Origin of the sequence: Thalassospira marina, from assembly GCF_002844375.1 — a bacterium.
GTDB classification, from domain to species: domain Bacteria; phylum Pseudomonadota; class Alphaproteobacteria; order Rhodospirillales; family Thalassospiraceae; genus Thalassospira; species Thalassospira marina.
In genome coordinates this window covers 2,924,781-2,945,804 of sequence record NZ_CP024199.1, presented here as the reverse complement: position 1 = coordinate 2,945,804, position 21,024 = coordinate 2,924,781, and the positions used below count along the sequence as shown (strand labels likewise).

General features: G+C 55.8%; 22 protein-coding genes. 3 read left to right on the top strand and 19 right to left on the bottom strand.

Annotated elements, in window-relative coordinates:
- Positions 1 to 17 precede the first annotated feature (17 nt).
- From CSC3H3_RS13430 to CSC3H3_RS13355, 16 genes are all read right to left on the bottom strand, one after another.
- Entirely contained in the window at positions 18 to 620 is a 603-nt protein-coding gene (locus tag CSC3H3_RS13430) for a hotdog family protein (RefSeq protein WP_101285154.1), read from the bottom strand.
- A gap of 65 nt (positions 621 to 685) precedes the next feature.
- Positions 686 to 1,903 (bottom strand): beta-ketoacyl-ACP synthase, encoded by a 1,218-nt coding sequence (locus CSC3H3_RS13425; protein ID WP_425444982.1) that lies wholly within the window; start codon positions 1,901 to 1,903, stop codon positions 686 to 688.
- 98 nt (positions 1,904 to 2,001) lie between these two features.
- A complete protein-coding gene (locus tag CSC3H3_RS13420) occupies positions 2,002 to 2,697 on the bottom strand; it encodes a DUF3261 domain-containing protein (protein ID WP_101285152.1) in 696 nt (231 codons plus the stop codon).
- Positions 2,694 to 3,947: an NAD(P)/FAD-dependent oxidoreductase gene (locus tag CSC3H3_RS13415; protein ID WP_101285151.1), complete on the bottom strand. Its 1,254-nt coding sequence runs from the start codon at positions 3,945 to 3,947 to the stop codon at positions 2,694 to 2,696. Before CSC3H3_RS13415 ends, CSC3H3_RS13420 begins: the two co-directional genes overlap by 4 nt.
- Positions 3,934 to 6,405 (bottom strand): MMPL family transporter, encoded by a 2,472-nt coding sequence (locus CSC3H3_RS13410; protein WP_101285150.1) that lies wholly within the window; start codon positions 6,403 to 6,405, stop codon positions 3,934 to 3,936. The genes CSC3H3_RS13415 and CSC3H3_RS13410 overlap by 14 nt, the downstream gene beginning before the upstream one ends.
- Positions 6,402 to 7,040, bottom strand: coding sequence for a LolA family protein (locus CSC3H3_RS13405; RefSeq protein ID WP_101285149.1), 639 nt, complete (start codon positions 7,038 to 7,040; stop codon positions 6,402 to 6,404). The genes CSC3H3_RS13410 and CSC3H3_RS13405 overlap by 4 nt, the downstream gene beginning before the upstream one ends.
- Complete coding sequence (locus CSC3H3_RS13400) at positions 7,037 to 7,444, bottom strand: acyl-CoA thioesterase (protein WP_101285148.1); 408 nt, start codon at positions 7,442 to 7,444, stop codon at positions 7,037 to 7,039. Before CSC3H3_RS13400 ends, CSC3H3_RS13405 begins: the two co-directional genes overlap by 4 nt.
- Positions 7,441 to 9,015 (bottom strand): HAL/PAL/TAL family ammonia-lyase, encoded by a 1,575-nt coding sequence (locus CSC3H3_RS13395; protein WP_101285147.1) that lies wholly within the window; start codon positions 9,013 to 9,015, stop codon positions 7,441 to 7,443. The genes CSC3H3_RS13400 and CSC3H3_RS13395 overlap by 4 nt, the downstream gene beginning before the upstream one ends.
- The gene (locus CSC3H3_RS13390) at positions 9,002 to 10,762 is read right to left on the bottom strand and encodes a glycosyltransferase family 2 protein (protein ID WP_101285146.1); all 1,761 of its coding nucleotides are present in this window, start codon (positions 10,760 to 10,762) and stop codon (positions 9,002 to 9,004) included. Before CSC3H3_RS13390 ends, CSC3H3_RS13395 begins: the two co-directional genes overlap by 14 nt.
- Before the next feature lie 15 nt (positions 10,763 to 10,777).
- Complete coding sequence (locus CSC3H3_RS13385) at positions 10,778 to 12,532, bottom strand: ApeI family dehydratase (protein ID WP_101285145.1); 1,755 nt, start codon at positions 12,530 to 12,532, stop codon at positions 10,778 to 10,780.
- Positions 12,529 to 13,116 (bottom strand): COG4648 family protein, encoded by a 588-nt coding sequence (locus CSC3H3_RS13380; protein ID WP_101285144.1) that lies wholly within the window; start codon positions 13,114 to 13,116, stop codon positions 12,529 to 12,531. The genes CSC3H3_RS13385 and CSC3H3_RS13380 overlap by 4 nt, the downstream gene beginning before the upstream one ends.
- Positions 13,097 to 13,360 (bottom strand): acyl carrier protein, encoded by a 264-nt coding sequence (locus CSC3H3_RS13375; RefSeq protein ID WP_245881121.1) that lies wholly within the window; start codon positions 13,358 to 13,360, stop codon positions 13,097 to 13,099. Before CSC3H3_RS13375 ends, CSC3H3_RS13380 begins: the two co-directional genes overlap by 20 nt.
- Positions 13,357 to 13,620 (bottom strand): phosphopantetheine-binding protein, encoded by a 264-nt coding sequence (locus tag CSC3H3_RS13370; RefSeq protein WP_101268242.1) that lies wholly within the window; start codon positions 13,618 to 13,620, stop codon positions 13,357 to 13,359. The genes CSC3H3_RS13375 and CSC3H3_RS13370 overlap by 4 nt, the downstream gene beginning before the upstream one ends.
- Positions 13,607 to 14,422 (bottom strand): lysophospholipid acyltransferase family protein, encoded by an 816-nt coding sequence (locus CSC3H3_RS13365; RefSeq protein WP_101285143.1) that lies wholly within the window; start codon positions 14,420 to 14,422, stop codon positions 13,607 to 13,609. Before CSC3H3_RS13365 ends, CSC3H3_RS13370 begins: the two co-directional genes overlap by 14 nt.
- Positions 14,415 to 15,281, bottom strand: a complete 867-nt coding sequence (locus CSC3H3_RS13360) for a beta-ketoacyl synthase chain length factor (RefSeq protein WP_101285142.1) — start codon at positions 15,279 to 15,281, stop codon at positions 14,415 to 14,417. The genes CSC3H3_RS13365 and CSC3H3_RS13360 overlap by 8 nt, the downstream gene beginning before the upstream one ends.
- Positions 15,282 to 15,296: 15 nt before the next feature.
- Positions 15,297 to 15,698, bottom strand: a complete 402-nt coding sequence (locus CSC3H3_RS13355; protein ID WP_101285141.1) for a hypothetical protein — start codon at positions 15,696 to 15,698, stop codon at positions 15,297 to 15,299.
- Positions 15,699 to 16,021: 323 nt separating this feature from the next.
- On the opposite strand from CSC3H3_RS13355, the gene CSC3H3_RS13350 reads away from it, so the two are divergent.
- Both CSC3H3_RS13350 and CSC3H3_RS13340 read left to right on the top strand, forming a co-directional pair.
- A complete protein-coding gene (locus CSC3H3_RS13350; protein ID WP_101285140.1) occupies positions 16,022 to 16,603 on the top strand; it encodes a 4'-phosphopantetheinyl transferase family protein in 582 nt (193 codons plus the stop codon).
- 227 nt (positions 16,604 to 16,830) lie between these two features.
- Positions 16,831 to 17,811 (top strand): aldo/keto reductase, encoded by a 981-nt coding sequence (locus tag CSC3H3_RS13340; protein ID WP_101268232.1) that lies wholly within the window; start codon positions 16,831 to 16,833, stop codon positions 17,809 to 17,811.
- 95 nt (positions 17,812 to 17,906) lie between these two features.
- Here CSC3H3_RS13340 and CSC3H3_RS13335 read toward each other — a convergent pair whose 3' ends face one another.
- Positions 17,907 to 18,350: a MarR family winged helix-turn-helix transcriptional regulator gene (locus CSC3H3_RS13335; protein ID WP_101285138.1), complete on the bottom strand. Its 444-nt coding sequence runs from the start codon at positions 18,348 to 18,350 to the stop codon at positions 17,907 to 17,909.
- Positions 18,351 to 18,424: 74 nt separating this feature from the next.
- Here CSC3H3_RS13335 and CSC3H3_RS13330 point away from each other — a divergent pair, with 74 nt between their 5' ends.
- Positions 18,425 to 19,576: an FAD-dependent oxidoreductase gene (locus tag CSC3H3_RS13330; RefSeq protein ID WP_101286235.1), complete on the top strand. Its 1,152-nt coding sequence runs from the start codon at positions 18,425 to 18,427 to the stop codon at positions 19,574 to 19,576.
- A 48-nt stretch (positions 19,577 to 19,624) separates the two neighbouring features.
- On the opposite strand, the gene CSC3H3_RS13325 is transcribed toward CSC3H3_RS13330, so the two are convergent.
- Together CSC3H3_RS13325 and radC are read right to left on the bottom strand one after the other, a co-directional pair.
- Positions 19,625 to 20,017: a VOC family protein gene (locus CSC3H3_RS13325; RefSeq protein ID WP_215907502.1), complete on the bottom strand. Its 393-nt coding sequence runs from the start codon at positions 20,015 to 20,017 to the stop codon at positions 19,625 to 19,627.
- On the bottom strand, positions 20,017 to 20,952 hold the full coding sequence (radC, locus tag CSC3H3_RS13320) for a RadC family protein (protein WP_245881120.1): 936 nt from the start codon (positions 20,950 to 20,952) through the stop codon (positions 20,017 to 20,019). The genes CSC3H3_RS13325 and radC overlap by 1 nt, the downstream gene beginning before the upstream one ends.
- Between the last annotated feature and the right edge of the window lie 72 nt (positions 20,953 to 21,024).

Below are 21,024 nucleotides of genomic sequence, written 5' to 3'. Positions count from 1 at the left end.
CGGACCATGATTTTACGTTACGATTTTGGCGTGTTTTGTATTTCTGGCTGATACACGTTTACGCGCGCGCTGACAATCACCTCTTGGTTGCGGCGCACGGTTCCTTCAAACACGCCCATTTCCCCGTCTTCAAAGATGTTTTCCACGCTAATGATCAAATGGTCACCCGGTTTGAAACCGGATTTCGCCATGGTCATTTTGCGCGTTCCCAGCAAATAGCCGATCCTGGGCTGGCTGTTGCCGGTTTTGCTGGCCTGAAGCGCACGCCAGCCGCTATAGGCGGAAACGGTCTGGGCGATATATTCAATCCCGACATAGGCAGGCACACCATAATCATCGCTGCAAAACAGGCTTTGCCCATGAATGGTGACATCAGCCTGCATGCTCAAATCATCTGCGGCAATGATGCGGTCAATCAGCAACATGGGCCGGGCATGGGGGACGAGCGTTTCGACGGGGGGAAAGGCCGTGTCGCTGTGTGTGGCGCCATCCTTTGTCGCCCCGGCAGGCAATTGGCTATCCGCCCCGATACCCGTATCAGGGCCGCAATCATTGGCATGATCCTGCGGGCAGGCATCGCTGGTGTGGGGCTTGTTTTGCAGGTTGTGCCGGTGGGGCATGGGGTGGCCTTGTTTTTGATTTGGGCGTGTGACGTTTTGGCTTTGGTGCTACGGGCATTTGTTTATCAGCTTAGGCTGATACTGTCTGGCGCGAAATTTGGATCACCCCAGCCTGTCGCCAGAATAACGGCCGCGTTGCTGCCGCCAAAGGCAAAGGAATTGCTCAGCATCGCACACCGGCTGGCGGGTGGCAGGTGGTTGTTACCGGCATTTACCAGTTTGATATCCGGCAGGTTTTCATCGCGTGCGCCATCCCACACATGCAGGGGTAGGGTGGCACCGTTTGCCACATCAGTCAGGGCCAAAAACAGGATGGCGGTTTCAATCGCCCCCGCCGCGCCCAGAGTATGACCGGTCATGGGTTTGGTGGAGCTAACCGGCACTTCGTCACCAAACAGGTCGTGAATGGCAAGGGATTCCATGCTGTCATTTAACGGTGTCGCCGTGCCATGCATGTTTAAATAGGCAATGTCCGCCGGTGTCATGCCTGCCTGTTTCATTGCGGCCTGCATCGCGGCACGGGCGCCGGTGCCTTTGGGGTGCGGGGCGTTGGGGTGGTGGGCATCCGATGTTTCGCCAACGCCCATCAGGGCAATGTCGGCCGCATCGCGCCGCATCATGAAAATGGCGGCCCCTTCGCCAATATTGATGCCATCGCGGTTCGCGCTCATGGGGCGGCACAAACCATCCGCCACCGATTGCAGGGCGGCAAAACCCGCAATTGTCAGGCTGCACAGGCTATCCACCCCGCCCACCAGCACGGCATCACAAATTCCGGCACGCAGCAGCCTTTGCCCGGCTGAAAAAACCTTGGCGCTGGATGAACAGGCCGTCGAAATCACATAGGCTGGCCCACCCAGATCAAGGGCTTCGCGCAGGAAATCCGCCGGGGCGCCAATTTCCTGGCCGGAATAGGTGAAATCTTCGGGCAGTGCCCCTTTGTGCAGATATTCCCGGTAGGACTGCGTACCTTCATCAATGCCCGATGTGCTGGTACCCAGAATAACGGCAATGCGGGTGCGGCCAAAACGGGTGATGGTTTCGGCAATGCAATCGGCGATCTGTTCGGTCGCGGCCCATAACAGGCGGTTATTGCGGGTATCATGGTGGTGTAAATGGGCAGGCAGGGCAGCGGGTTCTTGCGGGATCATACCCACGGTTACAGTACGGTCTGGCAAAAAGGCATCGCTTGCCACCATGTTGGCCTTGCGGTTGCCTGCCAGCGTTTGCCGTGCTTCATTTGCAGTCATGCCAAGGGCCGAAACCATGCCCATGGCATGCAGATAACAGGTCGGGCGCGGCCTGGTGCCGGTCGTGGCCCCGGCTCCGGCTCCGGCTCCGGCTCCGGCCCTGTTATTGTCCCCGGATGGGACAGGCGATGTCATTGGGTGCCAATCCGCGATGAATTGATTTCAAGCTGGTAGCCATCCCGAAGGTTATCCAGGCTTGCCGATCCCACCCAGCGATCCTTGGCGGGGTAGGTGACAGTGCTGTATGGCGTGGATTTGCCGTCTTCGTCGATAATCGCAATCTCGCGATTGTCGGGGTTGGACACCAGCATCATGTTGGCAGGCAGGGCATCGCGCACCATTTCGGTGGGCCAGTACACCATCATGATATCGGCCAGCATCCGTGCCGGGTCAAAACCGGCGGGCATCCAGTCAGCACGCTGAAAGGTTAGCTCGGTTCTGCTCCAGTTCACCTGCATGGCGCGACGGCCCATCTGGTCCAGCATCACGATGCGCACATGGCCCGGCTCCAGGCCGATACGGGCCTGAAAATCGGCAGACCGGCCATTTTGCCATGTGGCATAAACTTTCTGCATCACATCAACACGGTTGGCATCCAGCGGCCAGGGAATTTCAGGCAGGACAAACAGCGCATTATTGTCGCCATTCAATGCCACGATATGGTCGGGATCGGCGGCATTCAGGGCGGCTTCATGCTGTTTTGCATGTTCCTTTTGCTGCGAATTGGAAAAATCGATGGTACCCATATCAAAGGGCAGTTCCATCGGTGCGCTGCAGGCCGCGGTGAACAGCGAAGTGGCAATTATAAAGGCAGGACCAAATTTCACAGGCTTAACTCGTGTAACAGGTTCAAATATCGGTCTGTCTTGGCGACCAGCGGGTTTTCCATATTCCAGGCATATCCGGCCAAAATCGAAACCACCATCCGTTTTAACTGCAAATCCCGGTCGGGCTGATTAAAAATAATCTGCTGCAGTCGTCCATCATACCATGCATCGACATAGGATTTGAACGTGGCAATACCGGCCGAAAGTGGCTTGGCAAAGCTGTTTTCCCAATCGGGATCATTCCCCTTTTGTCGCGCGATCAGGGCATTGGCAGCCAGTTCGGCGGAATATAGTGCAATGGTAACGCCCGAGGAAAAGACAGGATCCAGAAAACCTGCCGAATTTCCCAATAAAACATAACCATCGCCATAAAGCCGTTCGGTGCCGGTGCTGTAACTTGCAATCGCGGCAAGGGGCCGGGTATGGCTGGCATTTGCCAAAAGCGGCCCCAATGCCGTGTCACCCAGCAATCGGTCAAACAGCGCGGCATCGTTTTCGGTGCTGTTTACATCACCGGTTGGCGGTGCCGTTTCATCAAGCGGGTACACCACGCCAAGCGATGATGTGCCATCGGCAAAGGGGATCAGCCAATACCAGATATCGTGCTTTTCCGGGTGAACCGTAATCAGGATTTTATCGCGGTCGTAATCTGGCGCGGTGATATTGTCGCGTATATGGGTAAACAGGGCGCGGCGTGGCTGCATGGTGGCGATGTTGGCCTGCCCCAATAATTTGGGAATAACCCGGCCATACCCGCTGGCATCAACAACAAACCCGACATGGATATGGCCCGCATTGCCGTTATCATCCTGCCAGCCCAGGGTGCAATCACCCTCGTCAAGATTTGCCGCAACCACACGATGCCCGAATTTAACGGTAACACCAGCATGGATAACGGCATCAATCAGGGTTTTGTCAAAGGCGTCGCGCTTGACCTGAAAGGTCGTGCTCCAGCCATCGCTTTCAAAGCGGTCATGAAAATCAATACTGCAATGCTGGTCACCCCGGGCAAAGGCGGCCCCGTTTTTATATTGAAAGGCCTGGTTGGCAGCATTGGCCGTTACGGTATCGGCTAGCCCGCATTTTTCCAGCACATTCATGCAAAAAGGCAGCAGGCTTTCGCCAATGACAAAACGTGGAAAATGCGTTGCTTCCAGCACAATCACCGACAGGCCCGCATCATGCAGGAACTTTGCCGCAACGGCCCCGGCTGGCCCGGCCCCGATAATGGCAATGTCATAATGATCCATTGTGCGGCCCCCGGTTTGGATTATTGCGGTTCTGGCTGTTGCTTTGCCCGTCAAACGCGCCGCCATCATCCATGTCATCCATCTCGTCGATGTCGTCCATATCGTCGATCATATCACCACGCTGGGGTGTGCTACCGGCAATGCCAAGGGGTGGGTAACCCGCCGGGTTCATGCTGCGTCGCCCGGCCATGACAGGGGCCAATATCCAGGCTGCCAGCAGGCCAATGGCAATGACAATGCCAATATCGCTCACCAGCGGGACGGAACTGGTGGCAAGCAGGCCAAAGGCCAGCACACTGCTGATCAGCGACAGCAACACAGCCAGGCTGGTATCTTCGTCATGGGTGCTGTGCCGACTTTCGGCAAGAAACAGCACGTAATCCGCGCCAATGGCAAAAACCAGAAACAGCGCCATGGTGGTGAAAAAATTGTGCGGTACATCCAGGGCAAAGCTGCCCGCCAGGGCGCATAACACTGCCCCGGCCGGTGCCCCGAAAACACAAATGCCATCGCGCAGGCCATACCGAAAAACCGCCAGCACCAGGGCGGCAAACATGGCAACACCCAGCGCAAGATAGGCCCAATGGCGATACCGGCCAAACAGGTCGGAAATCGCGCTGGCCGGGTCAATCAGGTGAACGTTTTCCATGTCAGCCAGGGCGGATTTAAGCGCTGCCACATCCTGCACACCGCGCAGCCTTACAAGGTCCCCATCACCCGATTGCTGGTTTGCCAGTTCGGGTAAAACACGCAGGCTGGCATCATCGGGCAGCAGGTAGGGGGTGTTATCCTGGTTCGGTGGGGTGATGGTGACAGGCACATTTTGCGCCAGTTGGGCGGCGTAGGGGGCATACAGCTGGTTATTGACCAGTGCGATATTTTCGGCCTGTCGTTTTTGCGACGGGATGATATCGGCCAGCGAAACCATGCCATCAAGCGCCCCGCTTGCCAGTAGCGGCGATAGTTTTTTGCGCAGGTTTTCTTCGGTTTGCAGGCGGGTTTCGGCATTTTTGCCATCAATGCGCAAAAACATCGGGCTGGCACCAAGCCCCATCACATCGCGGATGGTTTTGGTTTGTGCGATCAGGCTGGCATTGCCATGGCCAAGGCTTCGGATGCTGTCATTGCTGGTGATAAAAAGGCTGCTGCCCGCAAAGCCCGCCAAGATCACCACAACCAGCGACAGCCGCCCCCATGTTGGCGGGGTAATGCGATATTGCGCATAACGCAGTGCCGCAACAGACCGGCGAATGGGCAGGTAATTGCGCACTGGCTGCACAGGCAAAAACGGCAGCAGGAAAATAACGGTCAAATAGGCGGCAATCAGCCCGGCAACCGAATAAATGGCAATTTGGGTCAGCAGCAGCGTCGGGCTGATCGATAAGGCGGCAAAACCGACAACCGAAGTAATCAGCCCCAATGTCAGGCCCGGTAAAATCAGGCGCAAGCGCTGCCGGGCGCTGCCGCGTGCCGGATCAATGCTGACATAATGAAGGGCATAATCAACGGCAATACCAATCAGGCTGGCGCCAAAAACCAGGGCAATGGCATGGACGGTGCCGAAAATGATGGTTACCGCCGTAATCCCGGCCAAAATGCCGCTGCCCACCGTTATCAGTGCCGCCAGTAAAGGCCCCCACGAAAAAAAGACCAGCCCAACCATGAAAACAATGCCGCTGGTCGCCAAAAGGGCAATGCGCTGCACATCGGTTTTTGCATGGGTGGCTTCGGCGGCGGCAAAAAACACCTGGCCCGTGCGCATTACATCAATATCGGCGGCCTTATCCAGGCTGTCTGCGGCACGGTTGGCATCGGCAACCCATTGGGCATCGCGGTCCGACCCGGCAAGGCGCGGGTCCAGCGATGCAATAACCGGCACATAATAACGGCCATCATTTTCCACCACGCCGCCACCTTCACCCAAATAGCCCGCCATCGTCCCCAAATATTGCGGCAGCAACGAAAACGGGTCCTGTTTCAGGGAACGGGCATTAACCGTGCTGGTGGGCGAATAAATGTTTTGCAGGGCACGACGGTAAATTTTGCCACCCTGGCCGTCTTCAAGGTTTTTGCGATCCTGCGGGGAAAGAAGGGCCGCTGCATGGGGCTGGAAAAACGCCAGCAATTCGGGCAGGCGCCCGGCCTGGTCATCCGGTGTTGTGACCTTTTCCGTGCCATTGATCCATGAAAGCCGCCCGGCAAGATCGGTGGCACCATTTATGGCGCGGTCGCGGGTGGGGGCCGAAACCATGAAAATAGCCCGGCGGGAATCTTGCGACAGGACATGGCGCACATTGTCGATATCATCAAATTTATCGCCATCATCGGGGTTTTCCTGCCCGATCAGGGAAATAAAATCGGCATCGATGCGGGTATGCCCGCCACCAATTTGCCAGGCACACCATGCTGCGGCCATCACAAGGCAAATGATCCAGGCTGTTGCGTGGCGACCTGTCATTTTGTGCCGGTTCCCGGCAGAAGCGATGCCTTATCCGCCGGAAGCGGCAGGGATTTTGCCTGCTGGCGGGCAAGGGTGATGTCATCAAAATCACCGCCGGGTTTGTTCAGGCGGACCTGTTCGACAAAATTGGTGCCGGTCGCAATAATATCGGTAATCTGCCCGCCAATCGCGCTTTCGCCAAAGGGCGTCAGGCGAACCTGCCAGGGCGATTGATCCGGCTTGGAAAATTCAACATGGAACCGGTTTTCAAGGGCGGCCCAATTGCCTTCCAGAACCGATGAAATCAGATCAACAAATACGCCAAACTGCGCGTTTCCAGCGGCTACCTGGCTTTTTTCGCCTTCGGCATCAATATTGGTGATGCCGGCAGGCCCCAAAATGGTGGTGCCGGGAAAGGGATTGGTCGTTTGCCAGATCAGGCCGCTGCCCGGAACCAGGGTAAATTCGCCCGTTGATTCAAGGCCGCCGTCAAACCCTGCCAAATGCCGGTTCAGGGTGAAATCCCCGGCAAGGTATTGCCCCTTTTCCAGTGCAACAGCACCGGGCCGGGCCGATGCCGCCACGGGCACAATAGCACAGGTGCCAATAAAACCAGCCAACAGCAGGGAACGCACGAAACGGGCAAGGGTCAATTCATCGTCTCCAGCTTGTCGATCAGAAAGTCGGGGCTGCGAAACAGCATTTCGCCGCTGGCCTTTTCGACAGCGACCTGAATGGTGAAACCCTTGGTCAGCTTTTCGCCAGTTTGGGCATCGGTGATCAGGTAACTGATTTTCAGTCTGTTTTCATATTCGATCAATGTGGCAGTGATTTGAATTTTTTGCCCAAATCGGCAGGGGCGCACATATTTTACCCGCATATCCACCACCGGCCACACATAGCCCGATGCATCCATTTGCGGGTAGTTGTAATCAATCAGATCCAGCAGCGCACAGCGGGCCTGTTCAAAGAACTGCACATAATTGCCGTGCCAAACCACATTCATCGGGTCGAGGTGATAAAACTGGATGGTTTCGGTAACACTGGCGCTGATCATTTTTCTGCGCTGCCTTCGCTGTAAAGCGGCCAGTGGCGCGCACCAATCCGTGCTACCAAATGGCGCAGGGTTCCTTCAAGCGGGCGGTCTTCATCGATAAAGGCAATGTCCCTGCCCAGATCATCAAGAAAGGCGGCAATATCATCGCCCAACTGGTCGCGGGTGATGCTGCCCTGTTCCAGGCGTAAAACCATGGCCTGGCGCACCGTAATCAGCAGGGCGGCGGCGACCTGTTCGGTCAATTGCAAAACACGCAGGCAGTCGCGCGCGGCAATGGTGCCCATGCTGACCTTATCCTGGTTATGGCATTCGGTTGACCGTGAAAAAACACTGGCTGGCATGGTGTTTTTAAGGGCCTCGGCCGTCCAGGCGGAAACGCCGATCTGCACCGCCTTTAACCCGTGATTGATCGATGCCCGATCCGTGCTGGACCCCGACAGGTTCGATGGCAGACCGTGATTGAATTTTGTATCCACCAGAAGCGCCATTTGCCGGTCCATCAGATCGGCGATATTGGCGATCAGGGTTTTCATGCCATCGGCCACAAAGGCCACATGGCCCCCATAAAAATGCCCGCCATGCAGGATGGTTTCATCCTCGATATCAATCAGCGGGTTGTCATTGGCGCTGTTAAGTTCGGTTTCCAGCGTTGTGCGGAAAGTTGGCATCATATCGGCCAGAACGCCAATAACATGTGGCGCGCAGCGAATGGAATATCGGTCCTGCAGGCGGGCAGGCTGATAACCATCCCCCAGCATTGCAAGGTCGCTGGCAATATTGGCGGCAATTCGGGCCTGGCCGGGATGGGGTTTTGCGGCAAACAGGCGTGCATCAAAATGTGCCGGGTTGCCATGCAGGGCAATGGTGGCAAGGGCGGTGATGCGTGTGCTGATCTGGCATAAATACTGGGCGCGCATAAAGGCCTGGCACATCAGGGCCGTCATGACCGATGTGCCATTCATAATCGCCAGTGCCTCTTTCGGGCGCAGGGTTAAGGGCTGCAAACCGGCCTTTTGCAGGGCGGCATCTGCGGGCAGGCGTTCGCCCCCCATCATAACCTCGCGTTCACCAACAAGGGCGGCAGCAATATAGGAAAGCGGGGTTAAATCACCGCTGGCACCAACCGAACCTTCTTCGGGGATGATCGGCGTAATGTCATGGGCGAAAAAGGCATTTAACAGTTCAAGCAGTTCAATGCTGACGCCGGAATAACCGCTGCACAGCGATGCCAGCCGCACAGCCAGAACCGCCCGGCTTGCGGGCACTGAAAGTTCCGCCCCCAGGCCGCAGCCGTGAAACCGGCTAAGATGCAGGGGCAGTTCATCAACCAGATGCGGGGGAACACGCCTTAAAACGGAATCACCATATCCCGTGGTCACCCCGTAAATATGGCCATGATCGCGCAATTCGCGGTCCAGAAAATCAACACCTTTGGCAATGCGCTGGCGAAAATCGGCATCGTCCGAAAGGGCTGCTTTTGCGCGGCCTTCGGCAAGGGCAACGACATCTTCGATGGAAAGACGGTTATTTCCAAAGGTAACTGTTGATGGCGTTTTATTATTGTTGGTCATTTTTATCCCTTGGACGGGCCCAGAAATCAAAGAAGTTATACCATTGCAAGGGATGCGCCCGAACATGCTGTTCAAGCCATGCCATATATTGTGTGGCATAATCCGTAATGGCTTCGATACGCTTGCCGCGCGGCAGAACCATACGGTCCGTCAGTTTTTCCCAAGCAATTTCAAACCGCCCGTTGGTACGCCACGCTGCTGTCATGTAAACGGGGCAGCCCAGCAAATGTGCCAAAATAAATGGCCCCTGCGGCAAAGGCGCTGGATCTCCCAGAAAAGGCACCATCACGGTTTTATCGCGCGCGCCAATGGCAACGCGGTCTGCGGCAATCACCACCCATTCACCCTGTTCGACCTTTTGGCTTAACATGATGGCGGTGTCCGGCCCGATCTCGCTGACCTCGATCAGGTTGACCTGGGATTCCGGTGCCAGTTTTTTCAGGACCTTGCCAAAACGGGCCGCGTTTTTTTGATGCAGCAAAACATTAACGCGAAAATCACGATCGCGGCTGGCAAGGGCACGAATGATTTCAATATTGCCGAAATGCGATACCAGCAACACAATCGCCCGGTCCTTGGGGATATATGAAAATATACCGTCATGCCCGTCTGGCAGGATGACATCATCCATTTTCATTTCGCCCGACCAGCCCGCAATTTTATCAAGGGCAGCTTCGCCAAAACGCCAGAAATGGGCGAAACTGTCGCGCCAGCGCGGTGGCGGCGTGCCATTGGCACGGGCCATTTTGCGCAAATATTTCCGCGATGCCTTGCGCGCGGTTTCGCCGGTCAAAAAGAAATAAACAATCACCGGCAACATGGCCGCCAGGCACAGATAACGCCCGCCGGCCTTGTAAACCATGCCCAAAAACCGCATACCCCAATACATGCCACGTTCATCAATATCGGCCCAGTGCTGTGCTGGCGATGTATCGCTTTGCAGGGAAAAATGCGGCTGGGTCTGTGTCCGTGACTGCGCCTGCATCTGGTGCGTTTGTCCCGGCCGGGCAGGTTGCCAGTTGCCGCCTTGCAAAACAAAACCGGGCAGGCGTGCAATCATGCCCAGCACAAGGCGAATATGCATCAGCGTGATCAGGACATTGTCGTCCCACATGCGGAAATTGGAAATATTGCCTTCGGGGTAAATCACCTCGACCGGGATATGAACAACATCCACCCCGCGCCAATAAAGCCGCACCATGATTTCGGTGTCGAAATCCATTTTGGCACCAACGCCTTCGCGCTGCCAGACCAGCAGGGATGCATCAATCGGATAGATGCGAAAACCGCACATGCTGTCGCGAATATGAAGTGACAGGGTTTCCACCCACACCCAGAAATGTGTGATCCAGCGGCCAAATTTGCGCCCGGCCGGGATGCTGTCATCGTAAACGGGTTTGCCGGTGATGACGGCGTTGGGATTGGCGCGGGCAGCACGCAGCATATCGGGGATGCGCGCTAGGTCATGCTGGCCATCGGCATCAACCTGCAGGGCGTGGGTATATCCGTGGCGCTGCGCGGTGGCAAAGCCGGTCATGACCGCAATGCCCTTGCCGCAATTTTCATCGAGCCGCTGGACGGTGACACCATTGTCAGGGTCATGCAGGCGGGCGATTGAATCGCGCGCGATATAATCGGACCCGTCATCGACGATAATGACAGCAAGGTCACTGGCGCGAACCGCTGCCACCACATCGGCCAGCACCGTATGGTGGTTGTGGGTCGGGATAACCGCGCAAATCTGCATTAAAGCATGTGTCCTTTAGCTCGCCTTTGTAAACTTGATGAGGCCACTGGAATAATCGGTATCCGGTCCAAGATAGGTGAACCTGACCTGTCCACGGGTGCGGTCACATTCCAGTTGAAGGATGATCTGGTCATTGGGGGTAATGACCTTGCGGTATTTTAGCTGGGTTATTTCATCAGGCGTGATCACAATGTCGAAAGCATCCCTGGCATAGTGCACGGCCCAATGCAGTTGCACAACACCGGGTAATACGGGGGCGCCGTCAAAATGCCCCTGAAAATAAAGCAGTTCCGGGTCCATACGCAGGGTCAGGCGCGCCAGATCATTTTCCTGTGATCGTTCAAGGATTGTGGGAAACGTGACCGGTGCCGTTATCGGTGGCTGACCTTGCATCGGGGCTGTTGCCTTTGGCTGTTTGGCTGGCGGGGTAAACAGGGCGCGTAACAGATGAAGGGGTTTTTTACCCTGGCTATCTGTCGGAATGGCGTCAACAAATCGCCAGCGGCGCGGCAGGGCTGCGTCATCTTCGTGCTGGCCGATATGGTTGCGCAAAATGCGCCCGGTGTGAAACGCGCCATGTTCCCGCAAATATTCGCATCCGCGCAGGCTTAAAACCACAATTGCCGCCAGCCGGTTATCGGTATCGTCGGGCAGCAGGGCAACGGCCTCGTCGACCCAGTTATGGTTGCGCAAATGTGTTTCAACGCGGTCGAGCGATATGCGTTTGCCTTCAATTTTAATAACACGATCCGCCCGGCCCAGCAGGCGAAACCGGCTGGTGCCTGACCGGTTGTCAAAGGCAACGCGGTCCGCCGTATGGTGCCAGTTTTCGCCATCAATATGCGGGGCGGCAACCATCAGGCAGCCTTCGTCATTCTGGCTGGTTCTAACATCGGGCAGGGGCTGCCAGGGGGTGTCGCCGCTGGTTTGTTGACGCCAGGCAATGCCACCTGTTTCCGTACTGCCCAGAATTTCGGTTGGCCAGATGCCCAGTGCCGCATGGGCCTGCATGGCTGATTTATGATCCAGCGGCCCGCCGGAACAGAATATCCGTGCCGGGCGCGCGGCATTGACCAGGTCAGGGTGCAGGCGCTGCAAATGGGCGGGGCTGGCAATGATGATATCGCCATCCCGAAGGTTCGGGACGATATCCTCCCAGAAACGGGCCTGGGCCGAAATGAATGGCACGTCCGTCATTACCGGCCAGATCACGCGAAACAGCAACCCGTAAATATGCTGGTGCGAAACCAGCCCCCAAATGCGGCAATTCGCGCGCAGGTCGCTTTGCCAAAGGGGCGTTTGCATTGCCATTTCGGCTTCAAGCTGGGCCAGGGTTTTGGCAATGGCCTTTGGCGCACCTGTGGAACCCGATGTGTAAAATGTGGCAAGGCAGTTTTCAGGTGCGGGAAGGTCCGTTTCCTGCCAGACGGGCTGGTTGGATGTTTCGTGTGCGCCTAGAGTTGCAGTAATGGCGGCATCATCCAAAAACAGGTCAAAGGCACTGGCGATTTCATCAAGGTAGCCGGTGCGATCACTGGCGGGTAAAACGGCCGTTGCGCGCGCAAGCCAGGTTGCGGCCAATGCAACTGCAAACAAACGGGCCGATTGGCAATGAATGGCAATGGCCTGTGTCTGGCTGTGTTTGATGTGGCTGGCGATGTGCGCAATATCGGTGGCCATGCGCGCACGATCAAGGGCTGCATCATCTTCAAAGCAGATGATGGGGTCGGGGGATTGTGGCATTAACAGGCCTGCCAGAAAGCCGTTCATTCGCCCTGTTTCCTGTTTTCATGACGCTGGCGCAGCCAGTATCGTACCGGCCATTCGCCGATAAACAAAATTCCGATCAGCACATAGGAAATGACGCCATTATAAAGGGTCCATTGTTCCAGTGTGCCCCACAGCACCGTTACTGCGGCAATCATGGCATTACCGATAAAAAACGCCACCCAAAGGCAGGTCAGTTTCCGGGTATAGGCAATGCCATAGGCATCAAGGTCGGGGTGGCGCAGCCGCGCAAACCGTTCGATCATGGTGGGCGGGTACATCAGTGTAGCGGCAAAAACACCCGCCAGAACCAGACTGACCAGCACCGGATATAACCGCAAGGCCGATAATTGCGCATAATAGCCGACAGCAGCGATAATGACGGCAATGGCCAATGCCATAAGGGCCGCCCCCACACGCCGCGATGCCAGAAACAGTGCCGCCCGTGCCATGATCAGAACCAGCAGCATACCCAGCAGAAAACGCGCTGAAAAATGCGTCAGCCCGTAATAGGCCAATACCGGATATGCCGCCCCGACCAGGGCAAGGATAACGGCAATAATGCGTTTAGGTGTTGACCAGGGCATGGATCTTTTCGACCACGTCATCGACCGTGCGGACGGACCGGAATTCGGTGGCAGGCACCTTTTTGCCAATCAGTTCCTGAAACTTCACGATCAGATCAACGGCATCAATGCTGTCCAGGTCCAGGTCCTCGACCAGGCGGGCATCGGGAGAAATGTCTTCGCTGGGCACTTCAAACAGATCAACCAGATAATCGTGAAGTTGCTGGTAAACGTCCTGGCGGCTTTGCATGGTGGTGGTGCTCATGCCTGGCCTCGCGACATTTCAATAAATTTTGCCAGGTTATGCACCGATGCAAAATGGGTTTTTACATCGTCGCTTTTGGCATCAATGCGAACATCGTATTTTTTTTGCAGGGCAACGCCCAGTTCCAGGGCATCGATGGAATCAAGGCCCAACCCCTCAACAAACAGGGCCTCGTTGCTGTCGATATCCTCGACACTCAGATCTTCAAGATTGAGCGTTTCGATGATGAAAGATTTAAGCTCGGTTTCAAGCGTGGTCATGGCGTAGCCTGTCGCAGAAATATTGTTTTATGACCGCCGTTAGGGCACGGGCCTGGCGGGCACGCACCTGTGACGGGTCAATCTCCCCCGTAGCGGATATCGTCGATCCGACACGAACATTATATCGTATTTTTGAAGGTGGTATCTGATACCACGGTGTCCCCTTTTTCAGGGTATCGTGATTACAGCGCACAATCACAGGAATCAAGTCAGCAGGAGCACTGATCGCAATATTTGCAACACCGCGTTGCAGGGGCCCCAGTTTCTCGCCGCTGGCGGTGCGTGTGCCTTCCGGGAAGATCATTACACAATCGCCATTGCGCAAATGGCGTGCCGCATCGGCCACCAGTTTTTCCGGGTTGTCATCGTTGCGGATAAAGCCCGCCGCGCGCACCACACCGGCCATGAACGGGTTGCGAAACAGCTGGTGTTTCACCACGCACTGGCAGCGATCCATTTGCGCCAGAATGATTACGACATCAAGCAGCGTTGGGTGATTGGCGATGATCAGCTTGCCGCGCGCATTTACCAGTTTGTCGCGCCCGTCAAAATCAACCGATGCCACACCGGTAATATCGAGAATAAAACAAAACAGCCGAAAACAGCGGCATATTACCAGTTGGGCGGCATTGCGGCGTTTTTCGCGGTTTTGCAAAACCAGCATCATCAGGGGAAACAGCGTAAGGGCAAGTAACAGCGCGCCGCCGCCAAAAATGCAAAAAGCCAGCCCCGTGGCAAACAGCCGCCAGACCTGGCTTAGTTTATAGAAAAATCCCTGCGCTGGCTGGTCGCGCTTATCCATGATGCACCATGTTCCAGGCAAAACTGTGCCCGGCCAAAAGGCACGATGCGTTATTGGTTTTTGCTTCCCTGCCAAGGTTCGCAATCAAAAAATCGGCCATCTGGCGGGCATGGCACAAAGGGAATGTATCATTTGCCCCTGGTGCCGTATCGGGATCAACGGCGACGGGTTGAAAGTCCAGGGTAATGGGCGGTTGCAGGCTATCATTGCTGCCATCATTCGTGGCATCTGCCGTGCCTGCATTGGTGTTGCTGGCAGGATGGGCAAGGGGATGGTCCGGTGCGCATAACAGGATGGCAAAGGCCGTGCCGGTCATGCCTGCTGGGTCGTTCTGGGCATATACATCGGGCAGGGGCAGGTCGATATAAACAATTGCAACCGGGCTTTGCGGGTCGTCAGCCAGTTGTGCCAGGGCCTCGGTCAGGGTGGCGATGAAGCTGTCATTGCCAGCGGAAATGGCACTGTGGGACTGGGTAATGCCCCAATTGATCGATGCGACACCCACCAGCGCATTATGCACCGACATGCTGAAATCCGCAGGCGAGGGGATTTCCTCGCGGGCGATCTGGCCCAGCAGTTTCAGGGTGCGTTCGATATTGCCGTGGCGCGATGAAAAAATGACGCGGCAATTGCGAATATCTTCGGGCGACAGGTTCTCGAATATCTGTCCCAGGACTTCGGCACTGGCGCGGCCAAACAGGTCCAGGCGTCGCCGCCAGGCCGGGGCAATGCCGCGTGCCAGGTCCTTTTTGTCTATCCCGGATGCTTTGCCCCCTGATTTGTGTGTCATCAGGGTGGATTGCGCGGCATGATCCTGCCAAAGCGCCCATTGGGAAATAGAAGCCGGGATAGACTGCATCTTGGACTGCTTTCCTCAGGAAGTTGCCGCAATCATGGCTGCAACCTCGCGCTGGATATCAACTTTCAGATTATTGACCCAGCGATTGTAATTTTTATGAATGGTCCCACCATTATATTTCAGGTTGGTGCTGTCCGCATACAGAATAGAAAATTCCTGCTGGGAAAAGTCGATTTCGACCTTGGCAAGATGGTCACGCGGGGCGTAGGTCGCCATCAGTTTGCCGGTCGAAAGCTTTTTTACTGTCCATTCCCGGGAACTGGCCGCCTTGATGATTGCATCCTGAAGCTGATCCATGCTCAGGTTCTGGGTTTCGTCGGGGAAGGGCTGGCTTTCGACCTGCATGATCGGTGCGGTGCAGGCCACAACAAACAAGGTCAGCATTCCCAGCATGGCAAATTTCAGCGAACGCATCATGCAGCAGGGCTCCTTTATACTTTCAATGGTGTAGGACAGGGTCACGAAATATGCTTTTGGACGGGGTGGGTCCCCTATTTTGGAACGTTCGATAACCATTTGTAGGGCATTGAAAGTGAACAAGTAAACAGGGCACGCAGCATCCTACCCATAAATGTGATCAAAATGATCGCAAGGATCATGCACGGCGTGCGCGCAGTTAACGCGCCCGGTGCCGTGCGGTTCCGGGTGGTTTTTCCAGTCTTTCGCTGTTGTGCTGTTTGCCATAAAAGTCTGCATTGCTGGGTGTTTCTAGAGGGGGAATGCGGAAATGGGATGGCACAATGCAGATATTATCCGCCTTTGAGGGCAGGGTTTTCTGGGGATGGAAACGCCTGGAAAACCTGCCTGAAAACCGCCTGGAACGGCGCAAGGCAACGTCTGATATCGCGCGCATTGCCCTGTGTGACCTTGCCGGAAAGGTCACAGGCGAAGGCAACCTTACCTATCACCGTGATGATGCCGGAAAGCCCGCCTTGCGCCGGGCAGGCGATGGCGGGTTTTACGGTGCCAGCATTTCACATAGCCGCGATATTTTTGCCGTCGCCTTTTGCCCGGATGGTTCAATTGGCATTGATATCGAATATCGCGACCCAACGCGCAAAATTGCCCGGCTGGAAAAATGGCTGTTTGGCGGGCGGCGGGAAAACCCCAATCTGGACGATGCCGCGCGCATGGATGCCCTGGCCAAAGACCCCGGCCAAAGCGATTTTTACCAGCAATGGTGCGTCTATGAGGCGATTTTCAAATGCACCGGCATCAATGACCCGGCGTTAAGGCTGCCATCCGATACGGTTTATCTTGATGAATGGCCCGATTATGCCGGGGCGATGGTCTGGCAGGGTGACGCGGCATTGGTTGAATAGGTGGTCCTGTGTGGGGGCGCCGAGAATGTCGTTAAGCGTGACGATGTTTTGTCTTTGCCCCCCCGTTGGAAACTGCCCTGTTGGCAAAGTTTTTTACAACTGTTGGGTGTTTGCGGGCTTTTGGGTATGATGGGGTATCTTATCAATCCGGCTGCATCATTGCTTTTTACCGGCTGGCATCCCTGCTGGCTTGATGATGCGCCGCCTTTCCTGACAGGAGACGGTAAATGGATTACGTAAAATTCGGTGCGACCGGCATGGAAGTGTCGCGCCTGTGTCTGGGCTGCATGACCTATGGCACGCCTGATCGCGGCCCGCACCCCTGGACCCTGCGTGAAGAAGACAGCCGCCCCATCATTCGCAAGGCACTGGAAGCGGGGATCAATTTTCTTGATACCGCCAATGTCTATTCTGCCGGGTCGTCGGAAGAAATTATCGGTCGTGCGATCCGCGATTTTACCCGGCGCGAAGATGTGGTGCTGGCAACCAAGGTTTATAACCGTATGCGCCCCGGCCCCAACGGGGCGGGTTTGTCGCGCAAGGCGATTTTTGATGAAATCGACAACAGCCTGAAACGGCTGGGCACTGATTATGTTGATTTATACCAGATCCATCGCTGGGATTACGGCACTCCGATTGAAGAAACCCTGGAGGCCCTGCATGACGTGGTGAAGGCGGGCAAGGCGCGTTACATTGGCGCATCTTCCATGCATGCTTGGCAGTTTGCCAAGGCGCTTTATGTGTCGCGCGCGAATGGCTGGACACCGTTTGTCAGCATGCAGAACCATTTGAACCTGCTGTATCGTGAAGAAGAACGCGAAATGCTGCCGCTGTGTGCCGATCAGAATATCGCGGTTATTCCCTGGAGCCCGATGGCCCGCGGCAAACTGACCCGTGACTGGGATGAAAAAACCAACCGCGATGAAAAGGACGAAGTCAGCAAGCGCCTTTATGAACATACCCGCGATGCCGACCACAAGGTGGTTGATGCCGTGGGCGAGGTTGCCAAAAACCGTGATGTGCCGCGGGCGCAGGTTGCCCTGGCCTGGTTGCTGCAAAAGGATGGCGTGACCGCGCCAATCGTTGGTGCCTCAAAGGCGCATCACCTTGATGATTCCATCGCCGCCATGTCCCTGAACCTGACGGATGATGAAATCGCATTGCTCGAAGCCCCCTATGTGCCCCATGCGATTGCAGGTTTTCAATAAGACCTGACTGCCCGGTTTATGTGCGCCCGGCCACGGTATTTTACCGTGGCCGGGCGTTTTGTTTGACCGCACAGGGCTGCAAATGCAGGCAGGTTTCAGGATGCTGAAAACTGGTCCAGATTGCGGTTCAGGCGTTTTAAAAGGTCAATCAGCGTTGTGATTTCATCGCTGCTGAAACCTTTAAGGGTTTCTTCGCGCCCGTCTTCAAGGGCGGCACGCAGGGCAGGCAGCTTTGTCAGTGTTTCCGGTGTCAGCGATATCAGGCTGGACCGGGCGTCTTTTGGGTCGGGTGTGCGAATGATCAACCCGTCGCGCTGCATGCGCGAGAGGATTTGCGCCATTGATGGCTGTTCGATTTTGGCAAATTGCGCCAGTTCCTTTTGCGACAGGGCATTGCCCCCGCGCAGTAAAAACAGCACCGGAATTTGCCCCACACCAAAGCCCAATTGCCGCAGTCTTTTTTCGGCAATGCGGCTATAGGCGCGTGACGCCATATTGATCAGCGGGGCGGGGCTTTCAAACATGTCCCAGTCGGTCATTGGAAACTCACTTGCATAGGTGCCTATGTTTATTTATATAGGCTCCTATGTATATCGAAAAATAGAGTATGTCCATGACTGAAAAACCAGGAATAGCCATTATTGGCGGCGGCCCCGGTGGCCTGATGCTTGCGCGTTTGCTGCATATGGCGGGTTTTGCCGCCACCGTTTTTGAAGGTGATGAAAGCGCGCAGTTTCGCCCGCAAGGTGGCACACTTGATATTCACGAAAACACCGGCCAGCAGGCCCTGGCGCAGGCGGGGTTGCTTTCGGCGTTTCAACGTTTTGCACGCTATGATGACCAGGGCAGCCGGCTGTGTGATAAACATGGTCGCCTGCTGCTGGATGATCCTGGCCAGCCAGAAGATAACCGCCCGGAAATAGACCGCACGGCACTGCGCGATTTGCTGCTGGCATCCCTGCCAAAGGGCATGGTGCGCTGGGGGCAGGCAGTTGCCAGCATATCGCCAACCAAGGAAGGTGCCTTTCGCGTGCATACGCAAAATGGCCCGATTGCGGATTATGACCTGGTCATTGGGGCTGATGGCGCTTGGTCGCGGGTGCGGCCGTTATTATCGGCCTATCAGCCGCATTATAGCGGGCTGACCTTTATTGAATTTGGCATTGATGATGTGGATGCAAGCCACTCGGAAATTGCCGGTTTTGTCGGCCGTGGCAAATTGGGGGCCGAAGGCGATGGCCGCGCCATTATCATCCAGCGCAATGCCAATGCCCATTTGCGGGGTTATGCCATTTTCCGCGTACCCGAAAACTGGGCCAGCGAACAGTTTGCAAATCTTTCGCCTGCTGCCCGGCGCGAGCGGCTGGTGGCGGAATTTCCCGGTTGGTCACCGCGCCTTACAGATATGATCCGCGTTGCCAATGACCATATCGTGTCACGTTTGATTTATGCGTTGCCGGTTGGGCATCATTGGCAAAACAGGACGGGTTTGACCCTGCTGGGTGATGCCGCCCATGTCATGTCGCCGTTTGGCGGTAATGGCGTGAACGAAGCCCTGTTTGATGCCGCCGAACTGGCCCGGCATATTGTCAGCGCCAATGACTGGCGCGACGGTGTGAAAACCTATGAGACCGAAATGTTTGCCCGTGTCAGTTTGCCCGCCCGCGAAGCCCATGATGCCGCCGCAACCGAACTTTCGCATTTGGGGCTGGAACTGACACTGGCCGTTATGGAAAGCCACCGGGCCGAAGCCGCATTGACCTGAATGCATGTTATGTGACGTGCTGTTTTGCCGCCTGGTGCCGGTTTGGTATCAGGCGGGTTGCAGCAGGTCCCATTTATTGCCGTAAAGGTCTTCAAAAACGGCAACAATGCCATAGGGTTCGTGGCGTGGGCTCTCAAGGAAATGCACGCCATTGCCTACCATGTTGGCATGGTCGCGGGCAAAATCATCGGTCATCAGGAAAAAGCCGACGCGACCGCCGGTCTGATTGCCAATTGCGTTGCGCTGGGCGTCGTCGCTGGCTTCGGCAAGCAGGATACGGGTGGCATTTTCCGCTGCGCGAGGCGGGGCGATCAGAACCCAGCGTTTGCCGCCGCCCATATCGGTATCTTCGACCAGGTCAAACCCGGCTTTGCCGCAATAAAAGGCGATGGCATCATCATAATTTGCCACCAGAATTGAAAACTGCCCGATCATTGGCATCAGATAAGCCCCAGTGTTTTAAACGAATTATATCCCGCGCGGCTGACAATGATGTGGTCATGCACGTTGATTTCCATTGCCTTGGCGGCATCAACGATTTTACGGGTCATGTCAATATCGCCGCGCGATGGGGTGGCATCGCCGCTGGGGTGATTATGCACCAGTATGATGGCCGATGCATGAAGTTCCAGCGCACGTTTGATCACCTCGCGCGGGTAAACCGGGGTATGGTCAACCGTGCCGCGCTGGTGGCATTCATCGGCGATCAGGCGGTTTTTGCGATCTAGAAACAGCAAATGCAGTTCTTCGGTTTTGCGGTGGCCCAGCCGGACACGGCAATAATCGATCAACTGTTCCCACGATGCGATTACTGGCAATTCCATCGCCCGTTCACGCGACAAAACCTGTGCGCTGGCCTCGGCAATTTTGATGGCGGCAATGGCGGCTTCGCCAACGCCCTTGCAGGTTGCCAGTTCTTCCTGGCTGGCGGCCAAAACACCGGCGAGGCTGCCAAACCGGTCAATCAGCGATTTTGCCAGCGGTTTTACATCCCCACGCGGGATTGCCATGCATAACAGAAGCTCCAGAATTTCATATTCGGCCAGGGCTGCACTTCCGCCCTTTAAAAACCGTTCCCGCAATCTTTGCCGGTGGCCGAAATAATGCGGCTTGGGTGCTTTGCCAGGTTTTGCTGTTTTTTCGCTTTCATCTTCCGGTCCGGCCGTTTCGCCAGCCTCGTTTTCACGGGCATCCAATGCCCCACTGGCAGGGGCCTTTTTGTTGGTGCTGGCACGGGCGGGTTTGCCGGGCTTTGTCAGCGGGGCTTCGCCCAATGATGATGTCAGGCTGGCAAGTTCCCCGTTCGGATCAAAATAGACCCGGCTGCCATCGTCGATGGAGGATGTTGCTGTTTTGCGGGGTTTTTCGGCACTCACGGCGGGCTCCTGTCATCATGCAATTTGGCGTTGCAGATGCAGTGTGCGTTGCCGCGTCTTTGCTGTCTAGGG